General features: G+C 60.8%; 17 protein-coding genes. 2 read left to right on the top strand and 15 right to left on the bottom strand.

Annotated elements, in window-relative coordinates:
- Nucleotides 1-23: 23 nt before the first annotated feature.
- From V8686_RS17395 to V8686_RS17330, 14 genes are all read right to left on the bottom strand, one after another.
- Nucleotides 24-659, bottom strand: a complete 636-nt coding sequence (locus tag V8686_RS17395; RefSeq protein ID WP_340696223.1) for an IS6 family transposase — start codon at nucleotides 657-659, stop codon at nucleotides 24-26.
- 73 nt (nucleotides 660-732) lie between these two features.
- A complete protein-coding gene (locus tag V8686_RS17390; RefSeq protein WP_379706949.1) occupies nucleotides 733-1260 on the bottom strand; it encodes a SprT-like domain-containing protein in 528 nt (175 codons plus the stop codon).
- An 87-nt stretch (nucleotides 1261-1347) separates the two neighbouring features.
- A complete protein-coding gene (locus tag V8686_RS17385; RefSeq protein WP_340696221.1) occupies nucleotides 1348-2058 on the bottom strand; it encodes a DUF6339 family protein in 711 nt (236 codons plus the stop codon).
- Nucleotides 2055-2960, bottom strand: coding sequence for a hypothetical protein (locus tag V8686_RS17380; RefSeq protein WP_340696220.1), 906 nt, complete (start codon nucleotides 2958-2960; stop codon nucleotides 2055-2057). Before V8686_RS17380 ends, V8686_RS17385 begins: the two co-directional genes overlap by 4 nt.
- Nucleotides 2950-3819: a hypothetical protein gene (locus V8686_RS17375; protein WP_340696219.1), complete on the bottom strand. Its 870-nt coding sequence runs from the start codon at nucleotides 3817-3819 to the stop codon at nucleotides 2950-2952. The genes V8686_RS17380 and V8686_RS17375 overlap by 11 nt, the downstream gene beginning before the upstream one ends.
- Nucleotides 3816-4931, bottom strand: coding sequence for a hypothetical protein (locus V8686_RS17370; protein WP_340696218.1), 1116 nt, complete (start codon nucleotides 4929-4931; stop codon nucleotides 3816-3818). The genes V8686_RS17375 and V8686_RS17370 overlap by 4 nt, the downstream gene beginning before the upstream one ends.
- A 235-nt stretch (nucleotides 4932-5166) precedes the next feature.
- Entirely contained in the window at nucleotides 5167-6156 is a 990-nt protein-coding gene (locus V8686_RS17365; protein WP_340696217.1) for a ribbon-helix-helix domain-containing protein, read from the bottom strand.
- Between the two features lie 64 nt (nucleotides 6157-6220).
- The gene (locus V8686_RS17360) at nucleotides 6221-6604 is read right to left on the bottom strand and encodes a hypothetical protein (protein ID WP_379706942.1); all 384 of its coding nucleotides are present in this window, start codon (nucleotides 6602-6604) and stop codon (nucleotides 6221-6223) included.
- A gap of 43 nt (nucleotides 6605-6647) precedes the next feature.
- A complete protein-coding gene (locus tag V8686_RS17355; RefSeq protein ID WP_340696215.1) occupies nucleotides 6648-6944 on the bottom strand; it encodes a hypothetical protein in 297 nt (98 codons plus the stop codon).
- Between the two features lie 127 nt (nucleotides 6945-7071).
- Nucleotides 7072-7476, bottom strand: coding sequence for a hypothetical protein (locus V8686_RS17350; protein ID WP_340696214.1), 405 nt, complete (start codon nucleotides 7474-7476; stop codon nucleotides 7072-7074).
- A 194-nt stretch (nucleotides 7477-7670) separates the two neighbouring features.
- Nucleotides 7671-8645: a phospholipase D-like domain-containing protein gene (locus tag V8686_RS17345; protein WP_340696213.1), complete on the bottom strand. Its 975-nt coding sequence runs from the start codon at nucleotides 8643-8645 to the stop codon at nucleotides 7671-7673.
- A 21-nt stretch (nucleotides 8646-8666) separates the two neighbouring features.
- On the bottom strand, nucleotides 8667-10655 hold the full coding sequence (locus tag V8686_RS17340) for a Zn-binding domain-containing protein (protein ID WP_340696212.1): 1989 nt from the start codon (nucleotides 10653-10655) through the stop codon (nucleotides 8667-8669).
- 91 nt (nucleotides 10656-10746) lie between these two features.
- Entirely contained in the window at nucleotides 10747-14628 is a 3882-nt protein-coding gene (locus V8686_RS17335) for a helicase-related protein (protein ID WP_379706935.1), read from the bottom strand.
- A 166-nt stretch (nucleotides 14629-14794) separates the two neighbouring features.
- The gene (locus V8686_RS17330; protein WP_340696210.1) at nucleotides 14795-17413 is read right to left on the bottom strand and encodes a DISARM anti-phage system protein DrmE domain-containing protein; all 2619 of its coding nucleotides are present in this window, start codon (nucleotides 17411-17413) and stop codon (nucleotides 14795-14797) included.
- 146 nt (nucleotides 17414-17559) lie between these two features.
- Between V8686_RS17330 and V8686_RS17325 the strand changes: the two genes are divergently transcribed.
- Together V8686_RS17325 and V8686_RS17320 are read left to right on the top strand one after the other, a co-directional pair.
- A complete protein-coding gene (locus V8686_RS17325) occupies nucleotides 17560-18195 on the top strand; it encodes an IS6 family transposase (protein ID WP_340696209.1) in 636 nt (211 codons plus the stop codon).
- A 162-nt stretch (nucleotides 18196-18357) separates the two neighbouring features.
- Entirely contained in the window at nucleotides 18358-19542 is a 1185-nt protein-coding gene (locus V8686_RS17320; RefSeq protein WP_340696208.1) for a restriction endonuclease, read from the top strand.
- A 169-nt stretch (nucleotides 19543-19711) separates the two neighbouring features.
- Here V8686_RS17320 and V8686_RS17315 read toward each other — a convergent pair whose 3' ends face one another.
- On the bottom strand, nucleotides 19712-20299 hold the full coding sequence (locus V8686_RS17315) for a hypothetical protein (RefSeq protein WP_340696207.1): 588 nt from the start codon (nucleotides 20297-20299) through the stop codon (nucleotides 19712-19714).

Genomic DNA, 20299 nt, shown 5'->3' with positions numbered 1-20299 from the left:
AGCAGCCCGGAGCGGGGTCCTGTTCAGATTAGCTGATTCCATGCGAAGGCGAACGATCTGAGCCACTCGTTTGCAGTTTCTGCTTCGGCGTTGCTAAAACAATTCGAGAAACTGGTAGTTCTGCGTTTTACTTCACGAAAGACACGTTCGACGCTGTTCCGATTTCCGTGACGTTCATATCTGAAATCGAGGCCGTGGCGACGGCACGCGTCGTTTAGTGGTGTCGCACCATCGACGAGAAACACCGCGTCGTCAACGTCGTGTTTCTCGCGTAATTCGCGAAAGAACGAGTAAGCAATAACGTTCGTTCTCGTCGGTTCAAGCTTTGTGTGGAGTAATTCGTTCGTCTCCGGATCGACCGCGGCGTACAGCCAATACTGTTCGTCGTTGAGCCGGATCACCGTTTCATCAACCGCAACGTGATCCGGGCTTCGACCTTCTTCGGGCTGTAGATCTGCCTTGTGAACCCAGTTGTGAACGGTGGATCGTGCCCGTTCAACACCGAAAATCTCAAGAATAGAGACAGTATTCGAAAGTGATAGTCCAGCAAGATGGAGCTGAATACTGAGCTTCATCAACAACCGCGGTGTTGCCTCTCGTTCCACAAAACCTAACTCGATTCGGTCGATACAACCGCTGAGGCTAGCGTTTTCTGACATAGGCACTCAAAAAACGCTACGCCTCACCTTTCAATCCTTATCTGAACACGAGGCGGAGCGGGGCCCAAAATTTTTACTCGGTGGCGATTCCTGGCCAGTCCGAATTGGTTTCGACCTGCAACGTGGTCTCACAGCACGGCGACTGATACTCCTCCGGGTTCTGCGTCCGGTCGGACGCCTTGTACAGCCCATCTATCAGAGCGCCACAGTAGCTGCAGTACAGCTGGTATCGGTACGGGACAGGGTCTTCACCGCGGAGCGGTGCGTCCACCGAATCGGCGACGTCCTGGAACTCGGGGCCGTGAGCGGTCACACCGTCCTCGTACTCCTCGTTGATGACGACGTGCACAAGTTCGTGACGGATGATGCCTTTCATCCGATCCCATCCCCAGGAACGGTAACCGGGATAGGAGAGGACGATGGTGTGCTCGGGCGGGTCATCCAGCAGCGTTTCGCAGTACGCGCCAGCACGGCACAGCTGGGGTGAGACCTTCCAGTCCACGCGGGCCAGTTCGACGTCGGCAATCGGGCTCTGCTGATACGTTTCCTGGACTTCGCGGGCGTAGCGTTCTGCCGTTTCAGCAAGCTCGGTACGGCTCAAGTTATCCGATTCGTCCAGTACGACAGGTTTTGTTATGCTCATTGTAATCCCCTTTCCAGTCGGTGTTTACCGGGGAATAGACGCATTCTAGCTCAGCTCGGCCTCGACTTCCAACAGGATGGTTTCGATGAGGTTGCGGATCTCGTCCTCGGACATCCCTTCGAGCTGCACCTTGCTCAGCGTTTCGCGGAATCGGAGCGTGGTCTGTTCGATGACGGTCGAGTTGGCCTCCGCCTCCAGCAGTACCTCTGCGCAAGCGACGGCCGCGGGTTTGTGCCGGGCGAACCACCGATCGAAGATCTTGTTGGCGAGGGTCTGGTTAGCGAGGACGTCCTCCGTAAGTGAGTAGTCTCGCTCCCCATCACCGTCTATATCGTAGGTGAGTTCGGAAATCCACCAGAGCCGGTGCAGAGCGTTGGAGTAGATGTCCGTCCCGGCCTTGAGGAACTTTTCACGCATCGCCGTCTCGGTGGTGTACGGCCACCGGTACCGCACGAACTCGGGGAACTCAACGACCGTCAGGTAGTGCCAGACACCGGGATCGCCAGCCTGCCGACGCGTGATATCGATAAACTGGTGGACGTTGGGACCGGCAGCGCTGTCGATCATCGGATCGTGCTCGTCGAAGCTGTCCATCACGACATCCAGCACACGGCGAAGTTCTTCCAGGTTTCCGGTGGCGTTGACGGGTTCGATGTACGGTGAGAGGTCGTCGACCGTCAGGTCCTCGTCACCGCGCAGGAACTCCTCGCTGATGTGGACGTGGCCGGACTGGTCGAGACGTTTGAGTTGCGTCATTTCAATCCCTCCTCGAGGAGGTTGATCAGTTGCTCCGGTGGCTCGGTCTTCTGCTGGACGGCGTCGTCGATGTGCTGCATCAACGTCACCAACTGGTCCTCGTCGTTGACGTCCTCCCGCAGGTTCATCGCTGCCTCGTCAACGTCAGCGTCGTCGTACAGTTTGTCGTGGAACAGGTCGAGAACGTCGTCCTGCCAGTCGTAGCGGGTTTCGCCTTCCTGGTTGATGTCGGTCGCAGTGCGGATGATCAGCTGCGGCCAGACGGACGCCTCCACCAGGTCGTAGATGGCGTCGCGCATCCGGGCGTCGGGACCGGTCGACCCTCTGCTCTCCATCACGTTGATGATGGCGCTGTGGTCGCCGTTCAGGTAGAGCGTAGGCCGTTCGGCGTCGCTCATGTCGAGGTAGTGGAGATGGTCGCCGGACGGTAGTTCGCTCATCTCGCTGAAGTTCTCGATGTGCGGCCGCAGCAACCCTTCCGGCAGGTCGGTGTCGTCGATCTCAAGCAGCCACTCGTCGCTGCTGGCGAGACGGGAACCGATGTCGGTGGCGTACCGACCATCAACCTCACTCCGGTCGTCAGCCCGGACGAGATACGGCTGGAGTTCGACGCCGCCGCGGATCATCGCCCTGTCCAGATCGAACTCGAACGGATACTCCCCTGCCGGGACGGAGTCATCCTTCACGATCTCGCGGTCGCGGAGGATGGTCTGCTGGCACCGGATCGCGATGAACAGGGTGCCAGGTGGGTCGTCCTGCTCGTCGTCGGGGAACACGTAGTTGACGAGATCCTCGGGAACGGTGAGGGTGCCCGTAACGGTCGCGTGGTCCCACTCGGTCAGACTGGTCAGCTGGATCAGACGGCTGCCCGACTGGATGTCGACATCGCGGTCAGGATCCAACGCGCAATCGGTAATAGCGAACTCCAGACCGTTCTCGCGGTACGGGTGGGGGAGTGCGGTCGTACGCAGACGTTGGGTTCGGGTTTCGATTTCGACTTCTTCGGTCGACATCAGTCGTCACCTCCAAGCTGCACCGTTCCCTCAACCTCGAGCCGAGTTTCGCCCTCCCGAGGATCGGTTTCGGAGTATCCTCGAACTGGATGCCGTTAACCGTCTCGTCGGCCTCCAAGTTGCCCTTGCCGTCCGCGGTGCCGTGGCCGACGGACAAGTCGTCGGGCTGGATCGAGACCACGGGAATGAAGTCCTCGGTCGGGCCGTCCTCTGCCATCCGGCGGAGGGTGACGGTGGCAGACCAGCCATGGTGGTCGTCGACAGTTGGCTCCAGGTAGCCGGAGAACTCCCACCGGTCGGTGTCGTTGTTGAAGCCGACGGTCGTGTCGCCGTCGATGACGCGTCCCGGTGTGGGTGAGTCGCTGCGACGGCTGCTCCCGCGACCGATCGGGAACCGTTTCGCGAGACGTTTCGGACCGAGCTTTCCGCGGCTTCTGCTTTGCTGCACCAGTTTCCGCAGGCTCTCGGTGACGTCGTCGTGCAGACCGTCTACCGCGGTCGGCCCACCGAGTTTGTACCCGTCCTTCAGGTTCTCGGTGGACGTCCACTTATCGTGCTCCGGCGGTTCCGCGGCCCGGAGGAACATCTCGATGTCCTCGTCGGCGTCAGTGGGACCGCCGTTACCCCATGCGCGTGCGCGGCCGCAGACGAGCGTGGCGTAGAAGTCCCGGTCACCGAGCACAACGCGGTCCCGGTCCCAGTACCGGACGACCATGCCGGCGCCGCGGAAGAACGCGACCTTGTTCACGAGTTCCTCGTCGTCGTCCGGGCCGGCCAGTCCGACGCTGAGGGTGACGGCACCATCCTCGGTCGGAGTACCGTCGTACCGGTCGGGGATGTCGAGCGGGATCTCCTGCGTGGCGATGTCGCCGGGAGCGTCAAGCTCGTCGTTGTGCTCGAACCGTTCGTCGACGCACTTGACGAAGGGGTGGATCGCGGGGACCTCCTCGATATCGGCTTCGCGGACGCCGTCAGGCGTTTCCACGGATACTTCGAGGTCGCCGAAGTGGATGGCGGGCCAGAAGTACTTGACCGAGGCTTCGAGAATGTCGTCCGCGAGGTCATCGACACTCGGCTGTTCCTCGGCGGTCGGGTCGCGGAACCCGACGACGGTGGCGCTCGTCCCGCTGACGGCCGGACGGCTGATGCTGAGTGCGTCCGCCAGGTCCTCAGCCTCGCCGTTCCAGATGGACCGGGGATTTCGTCGTCGTCCTCGTCGAAGTGGCCGAACCAGCCGGGGCCTTGATAGATAGTGTCCCCGTCCTCGGACCGGTGTGTGGGAAGCCGGGTGCGTGCGATCAGTCGTGGGGAGTTGAAGTCGTCCGGGTCCTCGTTGAGATGGGAGTTGAAGATGACCGTGGACACGCCGGAGAACGCCCAGAGGACGGCTTTGCCCAGGCCGTAGCTTCCGCCGGAGGTTCCCTCGTCCGGCTTGCTGCTGAACAGGACGTCGCGGACGAGCGCTCGGAAGTTGGAGCTTTCGTCGTCATCGCTTCCGATGAGCCCGGTGGTGTTCCGGTCCTCGATGGTCAGTAGCAGGAGTTCGTCTTCTTCCTCAATGCGGTTGAGGTACCGGCGGTAGCCGTGGCCCTTGTCCATGTCGGCCACGGTATCGAGGTGGGTGTAGAGTTCGTCCCAGTCGATCGCCTCTTTGAACTCGGCGAGGTCGCTGCCGGTCAACGGGGTGAGCTGGAAGGAGACCTCGACCGGGCCGTCGTCTTCGGGTCCCTGGTCGTTCGCGTTCTGCAGGACTTCGCGGGTGAATACGCTGATCTCCTTGTCCAACGCGTACTTGGTCGGATCACCGCCCGACCACTCGCCACGGCGGTTGGCCCTGGAGAACCCCCAACCCTCTGTCATGCCGAGACCACCCCGGTGTCATCCAGCAAGGACTCTCCTGTCTCGGTGAGATTGTACGCGATACCACGCTGACCAACTCGTTCGCGGCTGATAAGCCCTAATTCGTACATTCTACTGACCAATCCGGACCGCATCGTGTCTGCTTGCGACTGGCTCCAATCAGTATTCAATTCAGCGATATGTTCGGTGAGCGATGTCGGCCGGTTACTCCCTTCGTTGACGGCCTGAGCCGCTTTCACCATGGCCGCGTACTCGTCGTTGATATTCTCCTTCGCATGGTCAGGTAGAAGCTGCGTTCCTCGGCGGAGAGTGGTTCGTCGGCGTCCGGCCCGTCGTCCAGTAGTGGGTTGTAGAGTTCGGCGAATGCCAGGCCGGCGTCGGTGATACCGATCCGGGACACGTCCTCGTCACTGATGTCGACGAAGTGCAGATGCGGCGGTGCCCCTGTCAGATTGCGGTTCCGGTCCGAGTACCCGATGAAATGGGTCTCAAACCGGTCCTTCGACTTGTCGGGATCGTCACCCGTCGGCAGACCGGACGCCACCTTTTCGCCGCGCCCCCGCGACTTTTTCTTGTCGTACTCGCGAATCGTCAACCCATAATTGCGGGCGAGCTGGGCAGCGTCGTCTTGGAAGTGGTCCAGCTCAATCCAGTGGATGCCGTTCCCCGAGAGAGAACCGCTTTCGTTCTGATCCTGGACCATGTTCGCGAGCCGGCGGACTACGATCTTCGCCGGGAACACGCGGTTGTACTGGCCCCACAAGGGGCCGGGGTCCAGTCGTTCCGGATCGGGTGGTGGAACCGTAGGCACGGCATCGTATTCCTGCCGGCCGAGTCCGTCGGTGAGAACGTCTGTCGACTCTTGTGGTTCCTCCTCACTGGCTTGGTTGTCGGAGGAGCGGGATTCGCTGGTGTCAAATTCTTCGATCGCTTCGTCCAGCGTCTTGAATTCGTTGTCCCCGTACTCCTCGAGTTCCAGCTGGTTCTCGATCGCGGTGGTTACAAACTCCCGGGCGTTTTCGTACCCGCCTTCTTGGACGGCCGTCTTAACCTGGCCGACCAGGGGGTCTGGGAGGTCTATTACAAGCTTCACGCGTATTTCCTCACACGCCCCTCGTTCTAAGCTGGATGACTTAAAGGTTCCGAGAGTATGTACAAACTCCTGTTCACACCCCTCGGGAAAGATGTGGGTAGGCGTGAAATCTGTAGGAGTCTGTATCAGCATGGATTCAGAGACGCCCGGAATGATGTGGGAGTTTGGGGTTGGTCGACGAGAGGTTCTATAGGTTTTATAGAAATGTGTGTTCGCCCGCTGCCCGGAGGATTTCAGCATAGTCCTCGCGGCTGATCTCGTAGATGCTGTTCTGCGGAACCCCACGCAGGCCGTCACGGTCCTTCAAGAACGAGATACGGTCCTTGATCTCCCGGACCTGGAGCGCGGGGTCGAAGTCGACGTACGAATCAACGTGAGCATAGTAATCGGTGAGCATCCTGGTCTCCTGCTCGGGATTGATCTTTTTCCTCTCGATTTCCCCAATGGTGCCGGCGCCAAAGATGACGTACTCGCCCGGCCGGTAATACACAAAGTAGTCGCCAGCGGCCAGTTTCCGGTGGCCGGGCACGTTACTTCGGTAATGGTACACCTCGCCCTTAACATCGCTGTAGCCCTGCATCTCGTCCCGTTGGTTCAGCCAATAATAGGCCATTGTCGCCCTCTCAATCGTCTTCCGCTTCCGGGTCTGCGTCGAGTTCGTCCTCGCTCTCTACGAACGAGTCCAAGGTGTGGTCCGGTTCAGGCCCGTCGTCCAGGTACTCATAGATTGACTGATTCGCCGTTCTACGGCGGCGGTTGTTCATTTTAGCGTCGTAATCGGAGTAGTCCGGACGATCGGCGTTTTCCCCGTCCTCATACACCTGCAGCCAGTCCCGGCAGATATGATGGATGTACGGTGCGGGGATGCTGTTCTTCGCCAGGTGTTCCTTGGGGTACCGGGCAGCCCGGTATCCCTTCACCGAGCCCCACCACTTGTGCGACCGTTCGGAGAAGAAGTACGGTGACGTCTCCGCGTTCTCCCCGTCGGTCCCGAATCGTTTGTGTCGCGGTGGCTGCTGGACGTAGAAGGACGTCTCGAATGCGCGTTCACGCGATGGGCAGGCCGAACATCCGTCCGTGGAGGACGACCGGGTCGTTCAGCGGTGCTTCGGGCTTGTTCTCGATGACGTAGTGATCGCAGTACTTGTCCGCGAGCTCGCGTGCTCGCGGGATCTGGTTCGGGTGGTCCTCCGGATTGCCGGAGAGACTGGTCAGGCTGGCCCACCGTTTGCAGATTGGGTGGAAGACACCGAGGTCGAAGGTGACGTCGTCGACGATCGGGAACTCGTATGCATCGGCCTTGATGGCCATGCTCTCATTGGTGTTCCGGGCGTTGATTCCGACGCGGACGACGTTGCCGTAGCACCGAAGTGCATCGCTTTCGACACCGTAGTCTGCGAAGCAGTGGAGGATGAGCGGTTCCTCCCGGTCCTTGCTGAATTTGTTGGTCACGGCACCACCCCGCAGCGGAAATGAGGGGTTCGAGTCTTGCAGGGTGGCCGAAATTGGTCTGCCGTCGCTAGGAACGGGATATCAAGGGTTTGCGACGGGAGAGAGATGGTCATTACGTACTCGATTCTTATTCTGGGGGAATAAAGATCGTTATGTGGGCTGTCCCCCCGCCCCAGTCTCCGAAGTCTTCCGTTTCAGACAGGGACGGCGCGGCAGAACATGGCGTCGAAAACCTTCACGACGTCTTCTACCGCGGGGCCTTCCAGGAGAACGCCCAGCTCGAAGTTCGAGGTAAGCGCGGTCTGGATCAGGTTCGCGGAGCCGAGGTAGCATCGGCTCTCATCAACGATCACGGCCTTTGCGTGGATAGCCTCTTCCTGGCCGCCAGGGCCCTTCTCGTACAGGTCACGTACCTCGAACAGATCTCGTGCCGAGGCGGACATGTTCCCACGTAGCCGGTCGATAGCGTCCCGCGTATCCGGGTCTCCGTGTGGCGGTCGTACTTCTCGCGTCAGGACACGGGTTTCGACGCCTCGTTCGGGAAGTGCGACGATGGCCTCAAATACCCGTTCGTCGGGGTCGAAGTACGGAGCGGCGATACGGGCGATGCTGTCCGCACGGTTCAGCAGTGTCTGGAGCTGCAAGTCGGTCCGATCGACGGCTTGCTGTGCGACCGGATCAGCGTCTGGCGGGAGCGTCGCGACCAGCGACGTTTCGGTGGGGTCCGGCTGCCGTGCGGCGTCGACCGCCTTGTTCGTGGCTGCGGCGATCCACTGGTCAAAGTAGGACTGTGCGAGGTGGAGATCGACGGCGAACGTGTAGCGGGCATAGCTGCTTGGTCCGGTATCGTATTCGACAGCGGCGTCACCATCGATCAGAGACGTTACCAAGGTCGTGAACTCGTGGGCGGAGAGCAGCCGGTCAGCCGATGTGTGCTGCTCCAGGCGTTCGTTCAACCCTGAACGGTCGATTTCGACCACTGTCGGGTCAGTAGTTTCGTCATCCGGTGACGATGAGGGCGGGAGCTGGGTGCCGTCGTCCCCGTAGGTTGCGAGCGCATCCCTGATGTGGCTGAGTCGTTCGGGGGATTCGATGGTGCGGACGGGTGTCCAGTCAGCGGTGAGAGGAGTCCCATCGGAGAGTTCGTGTGGCGGATCTGTACCTGGCATGAATGGAGAGGTTGGAATCGGTTAGTCTGCCGTGTTGCCTGCCTCAGCCTCCTGGATCGCCTGCTCAACCGCGTTCGAGCGCTGCGGCACGTTATCATCGATCTCGTCGTCGTAGAATCCGACGGTGTCGCGGGAGCCGGTGAGAAGCCGCCGGTCCAAGTGGCGGTTCATGGCTTCACAACTGGTGAGGTTGACGTGGATACAGGCGTCGCAGGCAGCACTCTCGGGATCCTCGCGGCATGCAGGGTCCAGGATGCACTGTTCGGCGACGCTCCGTGCATCGCCGAGCCACGGGTGAAGACGGGTCTTGAACAGTGTGAACATGGCGCCGAGGGAGAAGCTCTCGGTGGACGCCGCGTAGATGACGACAGCTGGCACGACCGGGAGGATACGCTCGCTCAGGCTTCCGACTGAGAGGCCGCACTGTTCGGGTGCTGCGTCCATCAGCGTGTGGCTGATGGTGTGGAGCAATCGGTAGATGTCGCTGGTGATCGGGTCCTCGATACTCGTGAACCCGGTTTCGAGGTCAGTGGTCTCGATGTGGTTGATAAACCACCGTTTCAGCTCTACCTCGCTGTCGGTATCGGGCGCCTCTTGCTCGGTGATCCGATCGTTCGCGAGAAGCCAGTTGATGATCGCTGCCCGGTCGATCTCGAAGATGATGGCCTCACTCGGTGTTCGGTCACCGAATAGGGGGATGGTCGGCTTCTTGAACGGATGGTCGAACGCGTGCAGATCCGTGTCTCGTGGACGGGGAGATGCCCGTGTCCGGCCGTAGAGAATGTTCAGAAGTGGGAACTGGTCAACGACCCACGCGTTTCGGAAGTGGCTGTCTGCCAGCTGGTCGTGGTATCGCTTCGCCTGCGGATGCCGGTCGATGAATCCAGGGTTGGTCAGATAGTCGTCCAGCGAGTCGGGGACTGGGTGGCGGCTGTCCTGCCGGTCGTCTTCATCGCCCTCGTATCCTTCCGTGGACCGGATGAACGTGAACAGTTGCTGGGCGACGTTCGCCCACGCAAGGTTCGTCTCACTGCCTTCCGGCTGGGCTTGGTCGCTGTCGACATCCGGTGGAACGATGTCGTCGGTAACCTCTGCAGCGTATCCGCGGCCGCGGAACGGGACGCCCAGGTCTTTGAGGCGGTCACGTAGCTCCTCGCGGTTGTCACCGCCGAAGTCGTCTAGGAGTCCTTGGACCATGTCCATCTGCCCCTCGTTCGCGGCCAAGCTTTCGAGGGTGTGGTCCTCGTCGGCGTCCATCAGTCCGAGGTGGACCGCCGCGAGTGTCCGCGCCCAGGGTTCCCCGCCGGGAACGTCCTCAGGATCTTCGTCAAGGAACGGGATGTCGACCATGACGACTGTCTGGGCGTACTGCACCCGGTTTGAACTGGCAGGGAGCGGACCGTCCATCGGATCGCCGCAGACCTCGCAGATGGTTGAGAACCCGCCCATCCGTTCACCGCACCTGCGGCACCGGTAGTACCAGGTACCGGGACCGCCGCTTGTACGGACCAGCCGGTAGTCGTCCAGGTCGTGCGTGGAGCAGCGGTCCTGCCAGTCCGGTTCCGGTCCCTCGATATGGCCGCAGGTGTGGACGTTCACGAATGTGAGCTGTGTGAGGTCGGTTCCGCAGGCGTAGCAGTTCCCATCGGACGGGAGTCGGTCCGGGCTGTTGGCGGTGTGGACCTTTCGGCACTCGGGGTCCTCACAGTAGAACACCAGGGGGAAGAGTTCGGTGGTGACGCCGTGGGGTTTGAACACGTTGAGGGCGCTGGCCTGGAGGTTGTCCCATTTCCCGCTGGTCGTTCGGTTGCGGAAGCGGGATACCCGGCCTTTCAGGATTGTGGCCACGCGGTCCATGTCGATGTTTTCCAATTCTTCCGGGTTGTCGAAGGAATCGACCTGGGTCGTGACGCCGACCTGACCGAAGTTCACGACCTCGCCGGGGGTGTAGTTATGCAGGACCTGCGAGAGGCCTCGCGGGAGTTCGTAGTCGTTGTCGCCGGCACTCATGATTGGATACCCTCGTGTTCTGCGGTTGCGGTGGTCGGTTCGAAGTGTCGTTGTCTGACAGGTGGCCGCCGTCCCAGGGGTGGCGATGGCATCATTCGTCGTCCCCCCGTGACTGGTGAAGTCCGGTGATCACCTGGTTCGTTTTTCCACCGATCCCGACCAGGATCTGCTCGTCGATATCGCGGAGACTCCGCATCGGCTTGCGAGCGTCTTCATCCCGTTCAAGCAGGCCGGACAGGAAGTTCGACTTGTTGTTGTCGGCCTTCTGTTCGTACTCGTCCAGCCGGTTTTCGTCCTTGAATAGGGCCTCCCAGACCTTCTCGAACTCCGTTCCGATCTTCCGCTCGTAGATCTCGATAGCGCTCGTGTCCGCGAGCAACGGGTCGCGGTCCGCGTCCGGTGACGGAGCGAGGCCGCACGCCTCTCTGACGAACGTGTACAGGCTTTCGTAGCTGAGGACGCCAGCGTCGCTAGCCTCGTCCAGTCCCTCACCCATGTACAGCCGGGGTGAATTGATGCCGGGCTCGGCGTAGTAGTCAACCCACTGCAGGAGGGCGCTTGTCACGATTCCGGGAAGCGAGCACTCGATCGCGTACTCCGCCCACCGTTCGAGCGGAGTGGCTTCGACCAGCAGGTCCTGGTAGGCCTGGTGGTGCTGGAACCGTCGGTAGTACGACCGGTCCCGTGACCGGAGCGGGTAGTGAAGCATGAACACCGTTCCCGGCCACTTCCGTCCGACCCGGGAGTAGGTCTGGATGTATTCGGCGGTCTCCCGTGGCAGGCCGAAGAAGCTGATGAAGTTCAACACGGGCTGGTCAACGCCGTGGCTGATCATCGACGTCGCGATGAGCATCCGGATGTCGTCCGGACCGGGCCGATGGAACGTGTCCGGGTCCAGTGCCGACATCACCTGCTGCACCGTGTCGAGTGTCGTCTCCCCCGTCATTAATTGGCCCTCGATACGGTCGTAGTTCTCCATGTCGTCAGCGAGATGCTGGTTGATCATGGTCCGGAGGACACGCATCATGAGGTCGGTGTTGTCCTTCGAATGGTGGTACGACACTTGGACCTCGTAGTCGTCCAGGACGTCCCCGAGCACTTCCTCGCGATCGTTCGGGTCGCCCGGGAAGGCTGCATCGGACAGGTCGAAGGGATCGTCAGCTGCGGCCCGTTTCACAGCCTCGTAGAGGTCATCCGGGTTACGGCGGTAGTCCTGGACGATCCGCGCCCACTCCTCGTGGACACGTTCGATCGCGTACGTCCGGCTCACCGTCCGGGGAATGGCCCCGACCATCTGCCGCTGTGTCCGCTTGGGATGGGCGTACGCGTAGAACGATTGCCGGAGGCGCGGCCCGTCACTGGGGAACTGGATCGTCTCCCGCTGGTAGAGCGCTCGGACTTGGTTCTCCGCTCCCTGGATCGTTGCCGTTGCGGCGACGACCTTGGTCTGCCAGCCCGGGGCGATGCGGTCGTAGTATGCTTCCAGCAGTGTCTCGTAGTGGGAGTCGAACGCACCGAACTCCTCCCGGAGCAGGTGCAGCTCGTCCTGGATAAGTAACGACGGCGGGTCGGTTGATTCAACCTCGGTCCAGTCGTCTTCATCGCATTGCCCTTCCGTGGAGAGCGCGGAGCTCTGTACAGTACACTCCGATTCTCCGGAGTAGCCGTGCTTCGCACAGCGGATCTTGGCCTGGCCGAACAGAGTGCGCATCCGGCGCTGCATCCCGACGATCGAGATCTTGTCGATGGTGGAGACGACGAAGGTCGGGGCGAACCGGTACACCTCGCGGTCGGTGAGGTAGACCGGGAGGACGTCTTCGTCGCAGTCCGGGTCGGTGCACCGATGCACGATCCGGCCCTGAACCGGGTCGCCGTCGACGATGATCGATTTCTCCCCGCAGAACGGGCATTCCTCGAGGTGCAGCATTTCCTCCTTGTAGTCCTCGTCAGTCTGGGCGAGTTCCACGTAGTTGTTGCCGTCGTCGTAGAGGGCGTTCGGAGTGTTGCCCTTGCCGACGAAGTAGCCGACGCTGAACTCTTCGCCCTCGCTGGTTACCGGGTGGTCACGGCGGATCACCTCTGCTTTGGCGAGTAGCCCGGTAATGCGTTCGAGCTGCTCCAAGGAGAGGAACCGGAGTGGGAACTTCGTGAACGCTGTCATCCCGAACTGTTTCCCGCGCAGCCGGTCGTGGAACGCGGTGAACACCACAAGCCCGAAGTACGCCTCGGTCTTGCCCCCGCCGGTCGGGAAGTAGATGACGTCGGCGGCGTCCAGGTAGTGGTCGAAGTCGACGTCGGGCGCCAAGTCCTCGGGCGGTTCCCGTTGCTCCCAGTTGGTTGTTCGTTCGTCCTGTGGGCTGATTGGTGGCGGGCCGTCCGATGTCTTCGCCTGCGCCACCATGTCCGGGACGGCCATGACGATGAACACGATCTGGAACGTCCGCCAACGGTCGTATCCGAGGTCGGCGAACGCCTGGTTCATCATCGTGAACGCTTCGTACGCTTGCTCGTTATCGCGGAGCAGGTCGATCCCTGTCTCGAACCGTTCGCGCTCACGTTCGAAGTCGTCGATGGCTTCCTGGAAGGAGCTCTGCGCACCGGAGGGCTTGTCGGACACGACCTCGTCTTCGATCGCCTCGTAATCCTCCTGGGCCTCCTCCATGGCGGACGCGATATCGGTAAGCGTGTTGAACACCGCCTCGCGGCCGTTGTTCCCGGCCAATGCGTCGAACGGGGCGGCGATTTCATCGGGGTTCCGGGAGAGGTACCGTGCCTGGTGGTACGTGGGCACCGTTCGGGTCTGGACGCCGACGGCAGGTGCGCCGACGACGGAGTGGCCGCCCTCCGGATAGACAGGATCGACAGCACAGTTCTCGCCGACGCCGTAGATGGTTCCGTCGTACTGGTATTCGTCCTCGATCTTCTCGGATTCAAACCCGATGAGCGTAGGCGTATCCCCGTCGTCGCGGTGGAGCGTTGCCTCTACTCCGACGTCGAACAGTGTCGCTCGCCATGCCTCGAACTCGGGGTCGGTCGCTTCGTCGTAGTCCTCTCCCTGGGTGTTGACCATTCGGACGACGACCGTGATGTAGCCGTCACCGTCGTCGCGACGGGCTTCCAGCTCGAGCCGCGCGTCCCAGAGCGGATCCAGCTCTTCGCCGGAGAACGTTTCATTGAGGTACGCCTGGAACGTGTCCTCGTCCTCCAGCCGGTTGACGGGGATAGCGTTGGCTTCGGATGCGGCAAGCCCGCTTGCACGTTCCCGGAACCGGTCGTCGATGGCTCTCGCTTCGGCTTTGGCGTCGCGGATGGTATCCGTCAGTGGAACGCGGCGCGGAGAATCCGCTTCCACGAGGTCTTGGATTTCGGGAGCGCTCAGTGCGAGGGTATCGAACTCGAACGGGATCCGTTCGTACACGCGTACGAGTTCTTGCGTATCGCTGGGACCGTCGCTGTCCGGCGATGCGGCAGTCGTTCCACCGTCAGCTACTGCGTCCCCTTCGTCATCGGTGTCCTGTTCGTCGGGATTCTCCGCTTCTATCCGTTGACCGCCACGGCCGTCGTCAACGGCCTCGAAGAGGACATCGGCGTTGTCCTCCGCGTTCGAGTGCGTCCGCTGCTCGTCCAGTGTGGGGAAGCGGCGCTGGTAGCCTTTCGCCTGCGGGTCGAACTGGACCGTGACGTCCTTGGGCAGGTCGGTTGGGATGCGGAAGCGGACACCGATGGTGAACGGTGCGACGTCCTCGGCGAATTCCTGGAAGGCGTCGTCTTCGGCTTGTGCTTCCCGGTACGCGTACTGGCTTGACAGCGCACCGCCGAACAGGTGTTTGCTGGGCTGGCTTCCGTACAGAGTCTCGGTGTCCTCACCGCGGCCGGTCAGTTTCTCGATCAGCCGGGTGGTGATTGCGTCGTTGACGAATTGGTGACGGATGTATGACTCTGCGAAGTCTTGTTCCTCCGCGTCGTAGTCCACGTGCGGGTCGTCGTATGCGTCGTCCGGCGGTCGAGTGAATGCCGGTGCATCCCGCGGTGGTATTGGGCGTCTGTTCCCCGCCATCGAAATACATGACTACAGACTGGAACGTGCCTCTTAAACCTGCCTCGGTTAGAAATCCTCGATGGATGGCGGTTTCGCGGATTCAGTCGGATCGCTGCCGCCACTTCCCGACGTAGCTTACAGGACGTTCGATGTCGCTGACGACGGTCTGGATCGTGTGCTGTTCGACGAGCGCACGGCCTTCGTGGTCGGTCGGGTTGAAGTCGGAGAGGCGGACGTCAAGGTCGTCGTGGAGGACGATGTCTTCATTGGGGTCGTGGTCGGCCAGGGCGTCGGCTGCCTGCCGTTTGAGCTGTTTGACCACCTCTCGTTTTATCTTCCGGATCTTCCAGTTGGCGTCCCAGACGTCGTTGAAGTGTTCGGCCACCTCCTCCATATCGTACGCGTCGACGATCGCTCGTAGGTTGGCTTTCGACCGGGGCATGTTCACCTCGCCGGTGTACCAGCCCTCGAAGGTGCCCTCGGAGGAGGCGGTTGCACCGGCCGCTTCCACTTTCTCTCTGAACTCGTAGAGTGAGTCGCCGCTGTCCTCGAGTTCGATGTCGAGTTGCTGGTGCCACATGTGAGCGCGGACGACGATATCGATCTCGCCCATGTTCATCAGGTGGTCTTCGACCACCTGCCGGACTGCCTGGTAGTCTCGGACGAGGACGACGCGTTCACCGCTCTTCACATCGCTCAATTTCTTTTCTACGGTCGTTCCTTCTCCCATGCGGACGACCTCGACCGTGTCGGAGGGGTCGCCGGCGTAGGCGTAGCCGTCGTCGGTTTGGGCTTCGACGAGGCCATTGATGCGGCGTGTCTCGTGGGCACCGCTACGTCCACCGCCGCCTCCACCGATCGGGGGAATACCACCGCCGCCTCCGCCGCCACCGTTGCCACCGTCATTGCCGAAGTTTTCGACTGCCGACCGGTGTTCGCCGACCGTGTCTCGGACGAGGTCGTCCAGGGATTCGTCACTGTCCCCGCCGACGATCGTGTACCGGTCGACGGGTGAGTCGTTTTCATCGTCGTCCTCGCTGCCGGAGACGACCTCGGGCGTGTCGAATTCCGCGACCTCCTCCGGGTCAGGGATGTCCAGGGAAACACCCTCGTATGGCCCGATCTGCCGGGTGGGGGAGTACTCCTCGTCGGACTCGTTTCCACTGGTGAGCGAGGGAACGGAGCCGTCCAGAGCGGTGTTTCGCCGTACTGACTCCTTGTCGGTCGTGTCCGGGTCGGTGACTTCGACCGGTGTGAAATCAGCAATCGCCTCGTTGAGTGAGCGGACCTGGTAGTGCAGTAACCCGAGTTCGTGCGGATACGCGAGGATGGTCAGCCGCTTCGCATGTGGCGTCCGGAGTATCCATAGGTCACCGCGCCGCGGCGGCCCGTACAGGATGAGCTCGTCAGCGACAGGTGCTTGCGCGAGCGTCGCCGGGCTGTGAATGCCCACCCGGCTTTTCGCCCGGCCCCAGAGGCTTCCACGATTCAACTGGAGGTCGGCGCGGACAGCTTTGCGGGCCGGTTCGTCAGGCGCCACGATGTGCAGCGTCTGCTCCTCGTCGTCGACGATCGACTGGATGGCGCGTAGCACCGAGCCACGCTTCCAATCGCCCAAGTTGTCTTCGTCGTTGACAGCGTCCCGAATGTCTTCCAGTCTCCGGACACCCTTCCGGAGGGAATTGGCGATAGCGCCCGCGTCACCGGACAGGCCGTCGGCGACCGCTTCCAATTGGCCGATCCGGACATCGTGAGGTTTGGCGCGACCGTGGCCGACCCGGTAGTTCCGGCTGTATTCAGGATCGGCGATCAGCCGGGAGTACCCGTTGATAGCCCGTTCGACGCCTTTTACCGCGATGATGGCGTCGTCTGCTCCGATCTTGTACGCGGAGTCCTTCAGCGAGTCGTGCCGGTTCCAGGCGGCCGATAGGGCTTCGGCAACATCGCCGGAGGGAAGGATTTGCAGGTCGAACGTCACGCCCTGTGCCCGTTGCTGGAGGAGTTCCTGATCGCGAAGCGTGGTTTCGGGGACAATGCCGGCGCCGTCCGATGCCGCAGACGTATCCACGCCTCCTTGGCCGTCGTCGTATATTTCTGCTATCGCCGCCGGTGTCCATCCCCACGTCGTATTGACCTCGTCCAGCACCTGGTCGGCTACCGGGCTGGTCGGGTCCCGGCAGAAGTACACGACGCTCGCGATGTCGTGTTCCTCCCGCCATTCGTTGAATTCCGTCCAGCGATCCCAGTCAAAGGTGACCGTGCTGTCGTAGATGACGGTGTGCACCCGGTCGGCGTCTTTGCCTTTGGGGAGCCGGGTGCTGTATTTGGCGTAGAGGAACTGCGGGTAGCCGTCCTGGTTGGTGTAGAGCTCGGTTTTCTGTGCCAGGTCGCCTCCTGCTTTGACGCTGGCCAGTGTCCAGTGCGTTTCGCTGTAGATGAGGTGGGGGCCGCGAAGCCCGAGGTCTTTGTATCGGCGGCGGACCCCGGCGTTCGACGACATCACCATGACGCTGGTGTTCCGGGGAGAGGTGAACAGCGCGGTCAACGCGTGGTACTCGAGGTAGTCCGGGCGGAGCGTGGGAACGAGTATGCACGCATCGACTTCTCCTTGGGTGGCGTTGCCGACGATACGGGCGTGCGTGTACTCGGTTTCGGGTACCTCGTAGTCTGCACCGTCGATTTCCAGGTCGGGCGGGAGCTGCGTTTTACCCCGGGGCATTATTCGGACCGGCTCCACAGGTTTTGCTATCGGTTGTGGCGCTACCGTAGTAACTTGACAGCGGACATTAAAAATGCTAGCCTCGCGTGAATCCTCGTGTTCAGATAAGGATTGAAAGGTGAGGCGTAGCGTTTTCTAAGTTGTTCATGCCCGAAAACGCTAGCCTCAACGGTTGTATCGACCGAATTGAGTTAGGTTTTGTGGAACGAGAGGCAACACCGCGGCTGTTGATGAAGCTCAGTATTCAGCTCCATCTTGCTGGATTATCACTTTCGAATACTGTCTCTATTCTTGAGATATTTGGTGTTGAACGGGCACGATCCACCGTTCACAACTGGGTCCACAAGGCCGATCTACAGCCCGAAGAGGGTCGAAGCCCGGATCACGTTGCGGTTGATGAAACGGTGATCCGACTCAACGACGAGCAGTATTGGCTGTACGCCGCGGTCGATCCAGAGACAAACAAATTACTACATACAAAGCTTGAGCCGACGAGAACTAACGTCATCGCTTACTCGTTCTTCAGTGAATTACGGGAGAAACACGACGTTGACGATGCCGTGTTTCTCGTCGATGGCGCGACACCGCTGAACAACGCTTGCCGTCGCCACGGCCTCGATTTCAGATACGAACGCCACGGAAATCGGAACAGCATCGAACGTGTCTTTCGTGAGGTAAAACGCAGAACTACCAGTTTCTCGAACTGTTTTAGCAACGCCGAAGCAGAAACTGCAAACGAGTGGCTCAGATCGTTCGCCTTCGCATGGAACCAGCTTATCTGAACACTACTGCGTGAATTAGCGAAATGAACGTTTTCGGCCGTAGCCATCCGGTCTCGGTGAAACGTTAGCGGTACCGATCCGGCCCGATTGACACGTATCGAACCTTGAGAAATGGCGGCCGCTGAGCGAACGGTTATTTATCAACCGCAGTGAACACTGGCCATGGATAAACTCGAGTGGGCCGTCGACACCGTCGACGGAACAACCTTCGAGAAGATCGCCGGGGAGATACTGCGGAACGAAGGCTACAACGTCCACGAAAGCGGCGTCATCGGAACCGACGGCGGCTGGGATGCTCGCATCGAGATCAACGGCAGGAACGGAATAGGCCACGCCAGCGTCGACAACAACTGGCGCGGGAAGCTGCGCGACGACGCCGAGAGCGTTGAGGAACTCGAGGAGGAGCAGGGCGAGTCCTTTGACCTCCTGGTGTTCGTGACGAACCAGCGCGTGACCGGTCAGCAGGAACTGGACATGGAGGCGGAGATCGAGGAGGAGTACGGCTGGGACTTGAAGATCCTGCACAGGCGGCACATCATCGGCATCACCGGACACGAACGACCGGATCTCGCTGAACGGCACTTCGGCTTCAATCCGAAGCGGAACGACGACCACCTTGACCAGATTATCAACTTGCGGGATGATCGCCTGGACCTAATCTCGAACCGGGACGGCGTGGCCACAGATTTGGAGGACGGTCCGACAGCGACCGTCCACCTGATCCCGAACGGCGTGTTCAGCGGGAACTACGTCCAACGCTCCGACGACCTCCCCGGACTGCCCCAGATGGGGAAGCTGAACGTCCATCCTGGTACCGAGACCGTGGGGAAGGGGAAGCTGAACGCGGGCGGACGGATGCGGCAGCCGTACAAGTCCTACACGTACCTCCGGAAGGACGGGTTATACGAGGCGGTGGATACGTGGGTGTTCCGCGAGGACGAGCAAGACGGCCTCCTGTTGAACAACGCGCGGGACACCGACAAATCGCTGGACTGTAAGGCGGGCACCGCGGTACAGGCCGGGATCCGCGCGTTGAAAGAGATGGGTGTGACCGGCACCGTATTCTGCTTCATCAGCCTACTGGATGCGGAAGGTGCGACCATCGCCTACGAAACCCGGATATCGGGTCCGCCGGTGCAGCAGCCGTTGCGGACGGACCGGTACACGACCGACCTGGCTGAAATCCCTCTGGCGGAAGCTGACGTAACCGATTCGCTGAGGGACCCACTTACTGAGATCTGGCAGGAGCTCGGATGGAACGTCAACCTCCACTACGACGAGGACGGGAACTGGACGGGTCCGACCGTCCGATTCGCCGATGTTGGTCGGTTCCCTGCCGAGGACTGAACGGTCGCAAGCCTCCTCCTCCTCGAATGTCCGGACCTCTTTCGGTCAGGCGAAGTCGCCAAAATTCGTGTCCCGATTGAACTTCTCCTGCGTCTTATCGTATGCACGTATCCGACTTTGACGTCCGTGGGTTCTCCAGATCCATCATTCAATTTCGACCGCATCAGGTTCAGATCGATAGAACCCGGATTGGTGTAGGAACGCAGTTAGGCGCTTTCTGATCCCCATTCACGAGCTGCTTCCGCAGCAATTCAGGCTGGTGATAAGCAAGAATGAGTGCTAACTCTCGGAGATCGGTCAGAGGGACATCACCGTCAAGGATCTCGTTGACCTCCTGCGAGCAGGCTGCCTCGAGATCGAGTACGCTCGACTGCAAGAAGAAGGTCTTCTTCTCAGCCCGTCCATCATTTACTCCGTCACGCCCGAGAGCCCAAGCATGGGGCTTGTCGTAAGTATCGGGGACGAATTCGCGAGCAAGGCGAGCCGCATCGAGTTCTCCCGGTGAATCGATATTGAGCATCACCGCCGATCTGGGTTCACTGGAGGCATCCTCTTCCCTCGCTGGTTCAATGCTGGCCTCTGTGGTCTCGCTTTCTCCGCTGGCTGCGGCTGCCGTGCCCTGCTCCTCGTTTTCTTCCTCGTCGGCTGGCTCCGATAGGACATCTGTCTCGTTAGTGATCTCTTCTTCGTCAGCGTCGTTGTTCGCGAACAGATCGTTAGGGTCGTCACCGGCGCCGGATTCGAAGGAGCCACCCAT

It is taken from the genome of Haloplanus litoreus (assembly GCF_045690335.1).
Lineage (GTDB): Archaea > Halobacteriota > Halobacteria > Halobacteriales > Haloferacaceae > Haloplanus > Haloplanus litoreus.
The sequence above is the reverse complement of the archived record's forward strand: the minus strand, read 5'-3'. Positions and strand labels throughout refer to the sequence as shown.

Excerpts from the sequence above, each read along its gene's own strand:
- V8686_RS17340 (WP_340696212.1), bottom strand. The coding sequence starts at position 10,655 with ATGAGTGCCGGCGACAACGACTACGAACTCCCGCGAGGCCTCTCGCAG.
- V8686_RS17315 (WP_340696207.1), bottom strand. The coding sequence starts at position 20,299 with ATGGGTGGCTCCTTCGAATCCGGCGCCGGTGACGACCCTAACGATCTG.
- V8686_RS17395 (WP_340696223.1), bottom strand. The coding sequence starts at position 659 with ATGTCAGAAAACGCTAGCCTCAGCGGTTGTATCGACCGAATCGAGTTA.
- V8686_RS17345 (WP_340696213.1), bottom strand. The coding sequence starts at position 8,645 with ATGCCAGGTACAGATCCGCCACACGAACTCTCCGATGGGACTCCTCTC.
- V8686_RS17325 (WP_340696209.1), top strand. The coding sequence starts at position 17,560 with ATGCCCGAAAACGCTAGCCTCAACGGTTGTATCGACCGAATTGAGTTA.
- V8686_RS17385 (WP_340696221.1), bottom strand. The coding sequence starts at position 2,058 with ATGACGCAACTCAAACGTCTCGACCAGTCCGGCCACGTCCACATCAGC.
- V8686_RS17320 (WP_340696208.1), top strand. The coding sequence starts at position 18,358 with ATGGATAAACTCGAGTGGGCCGTCGACACCGTCGACGGAACAACCTTC.
- V8686_RS17330 (WP_340696210.1), bottom strand. The coding sequence starts at position 17,413 with ATGCCCCGGGGTAAAACGCAGCTCCCGCCCGACCTGGAAATCGACGGT.
- V8686_RS17370 (WP_340696218.1), bottom strand. The coding sequence starts at position 4,931 with ATGACAGAGGGTTGGGGGTTCTCCAGGGCCAACCGCCGTGGCGAGTGG.
- V8686_RS17360 (WP_379706942.1), bottom strand. The coding sequence starts at position 6,604 with ATGCAGGGCTACAGCGATGTTAAGGGCGAGGTGTACCATTACCGAAGT.
- V8686_RS17365 (WP_340696217.1), bottom strand. The coding sequence starts at position 6,156 with ATGCTGATACAGACTCCTACAGATTTCACGCCTACCCACATCTTTCCC.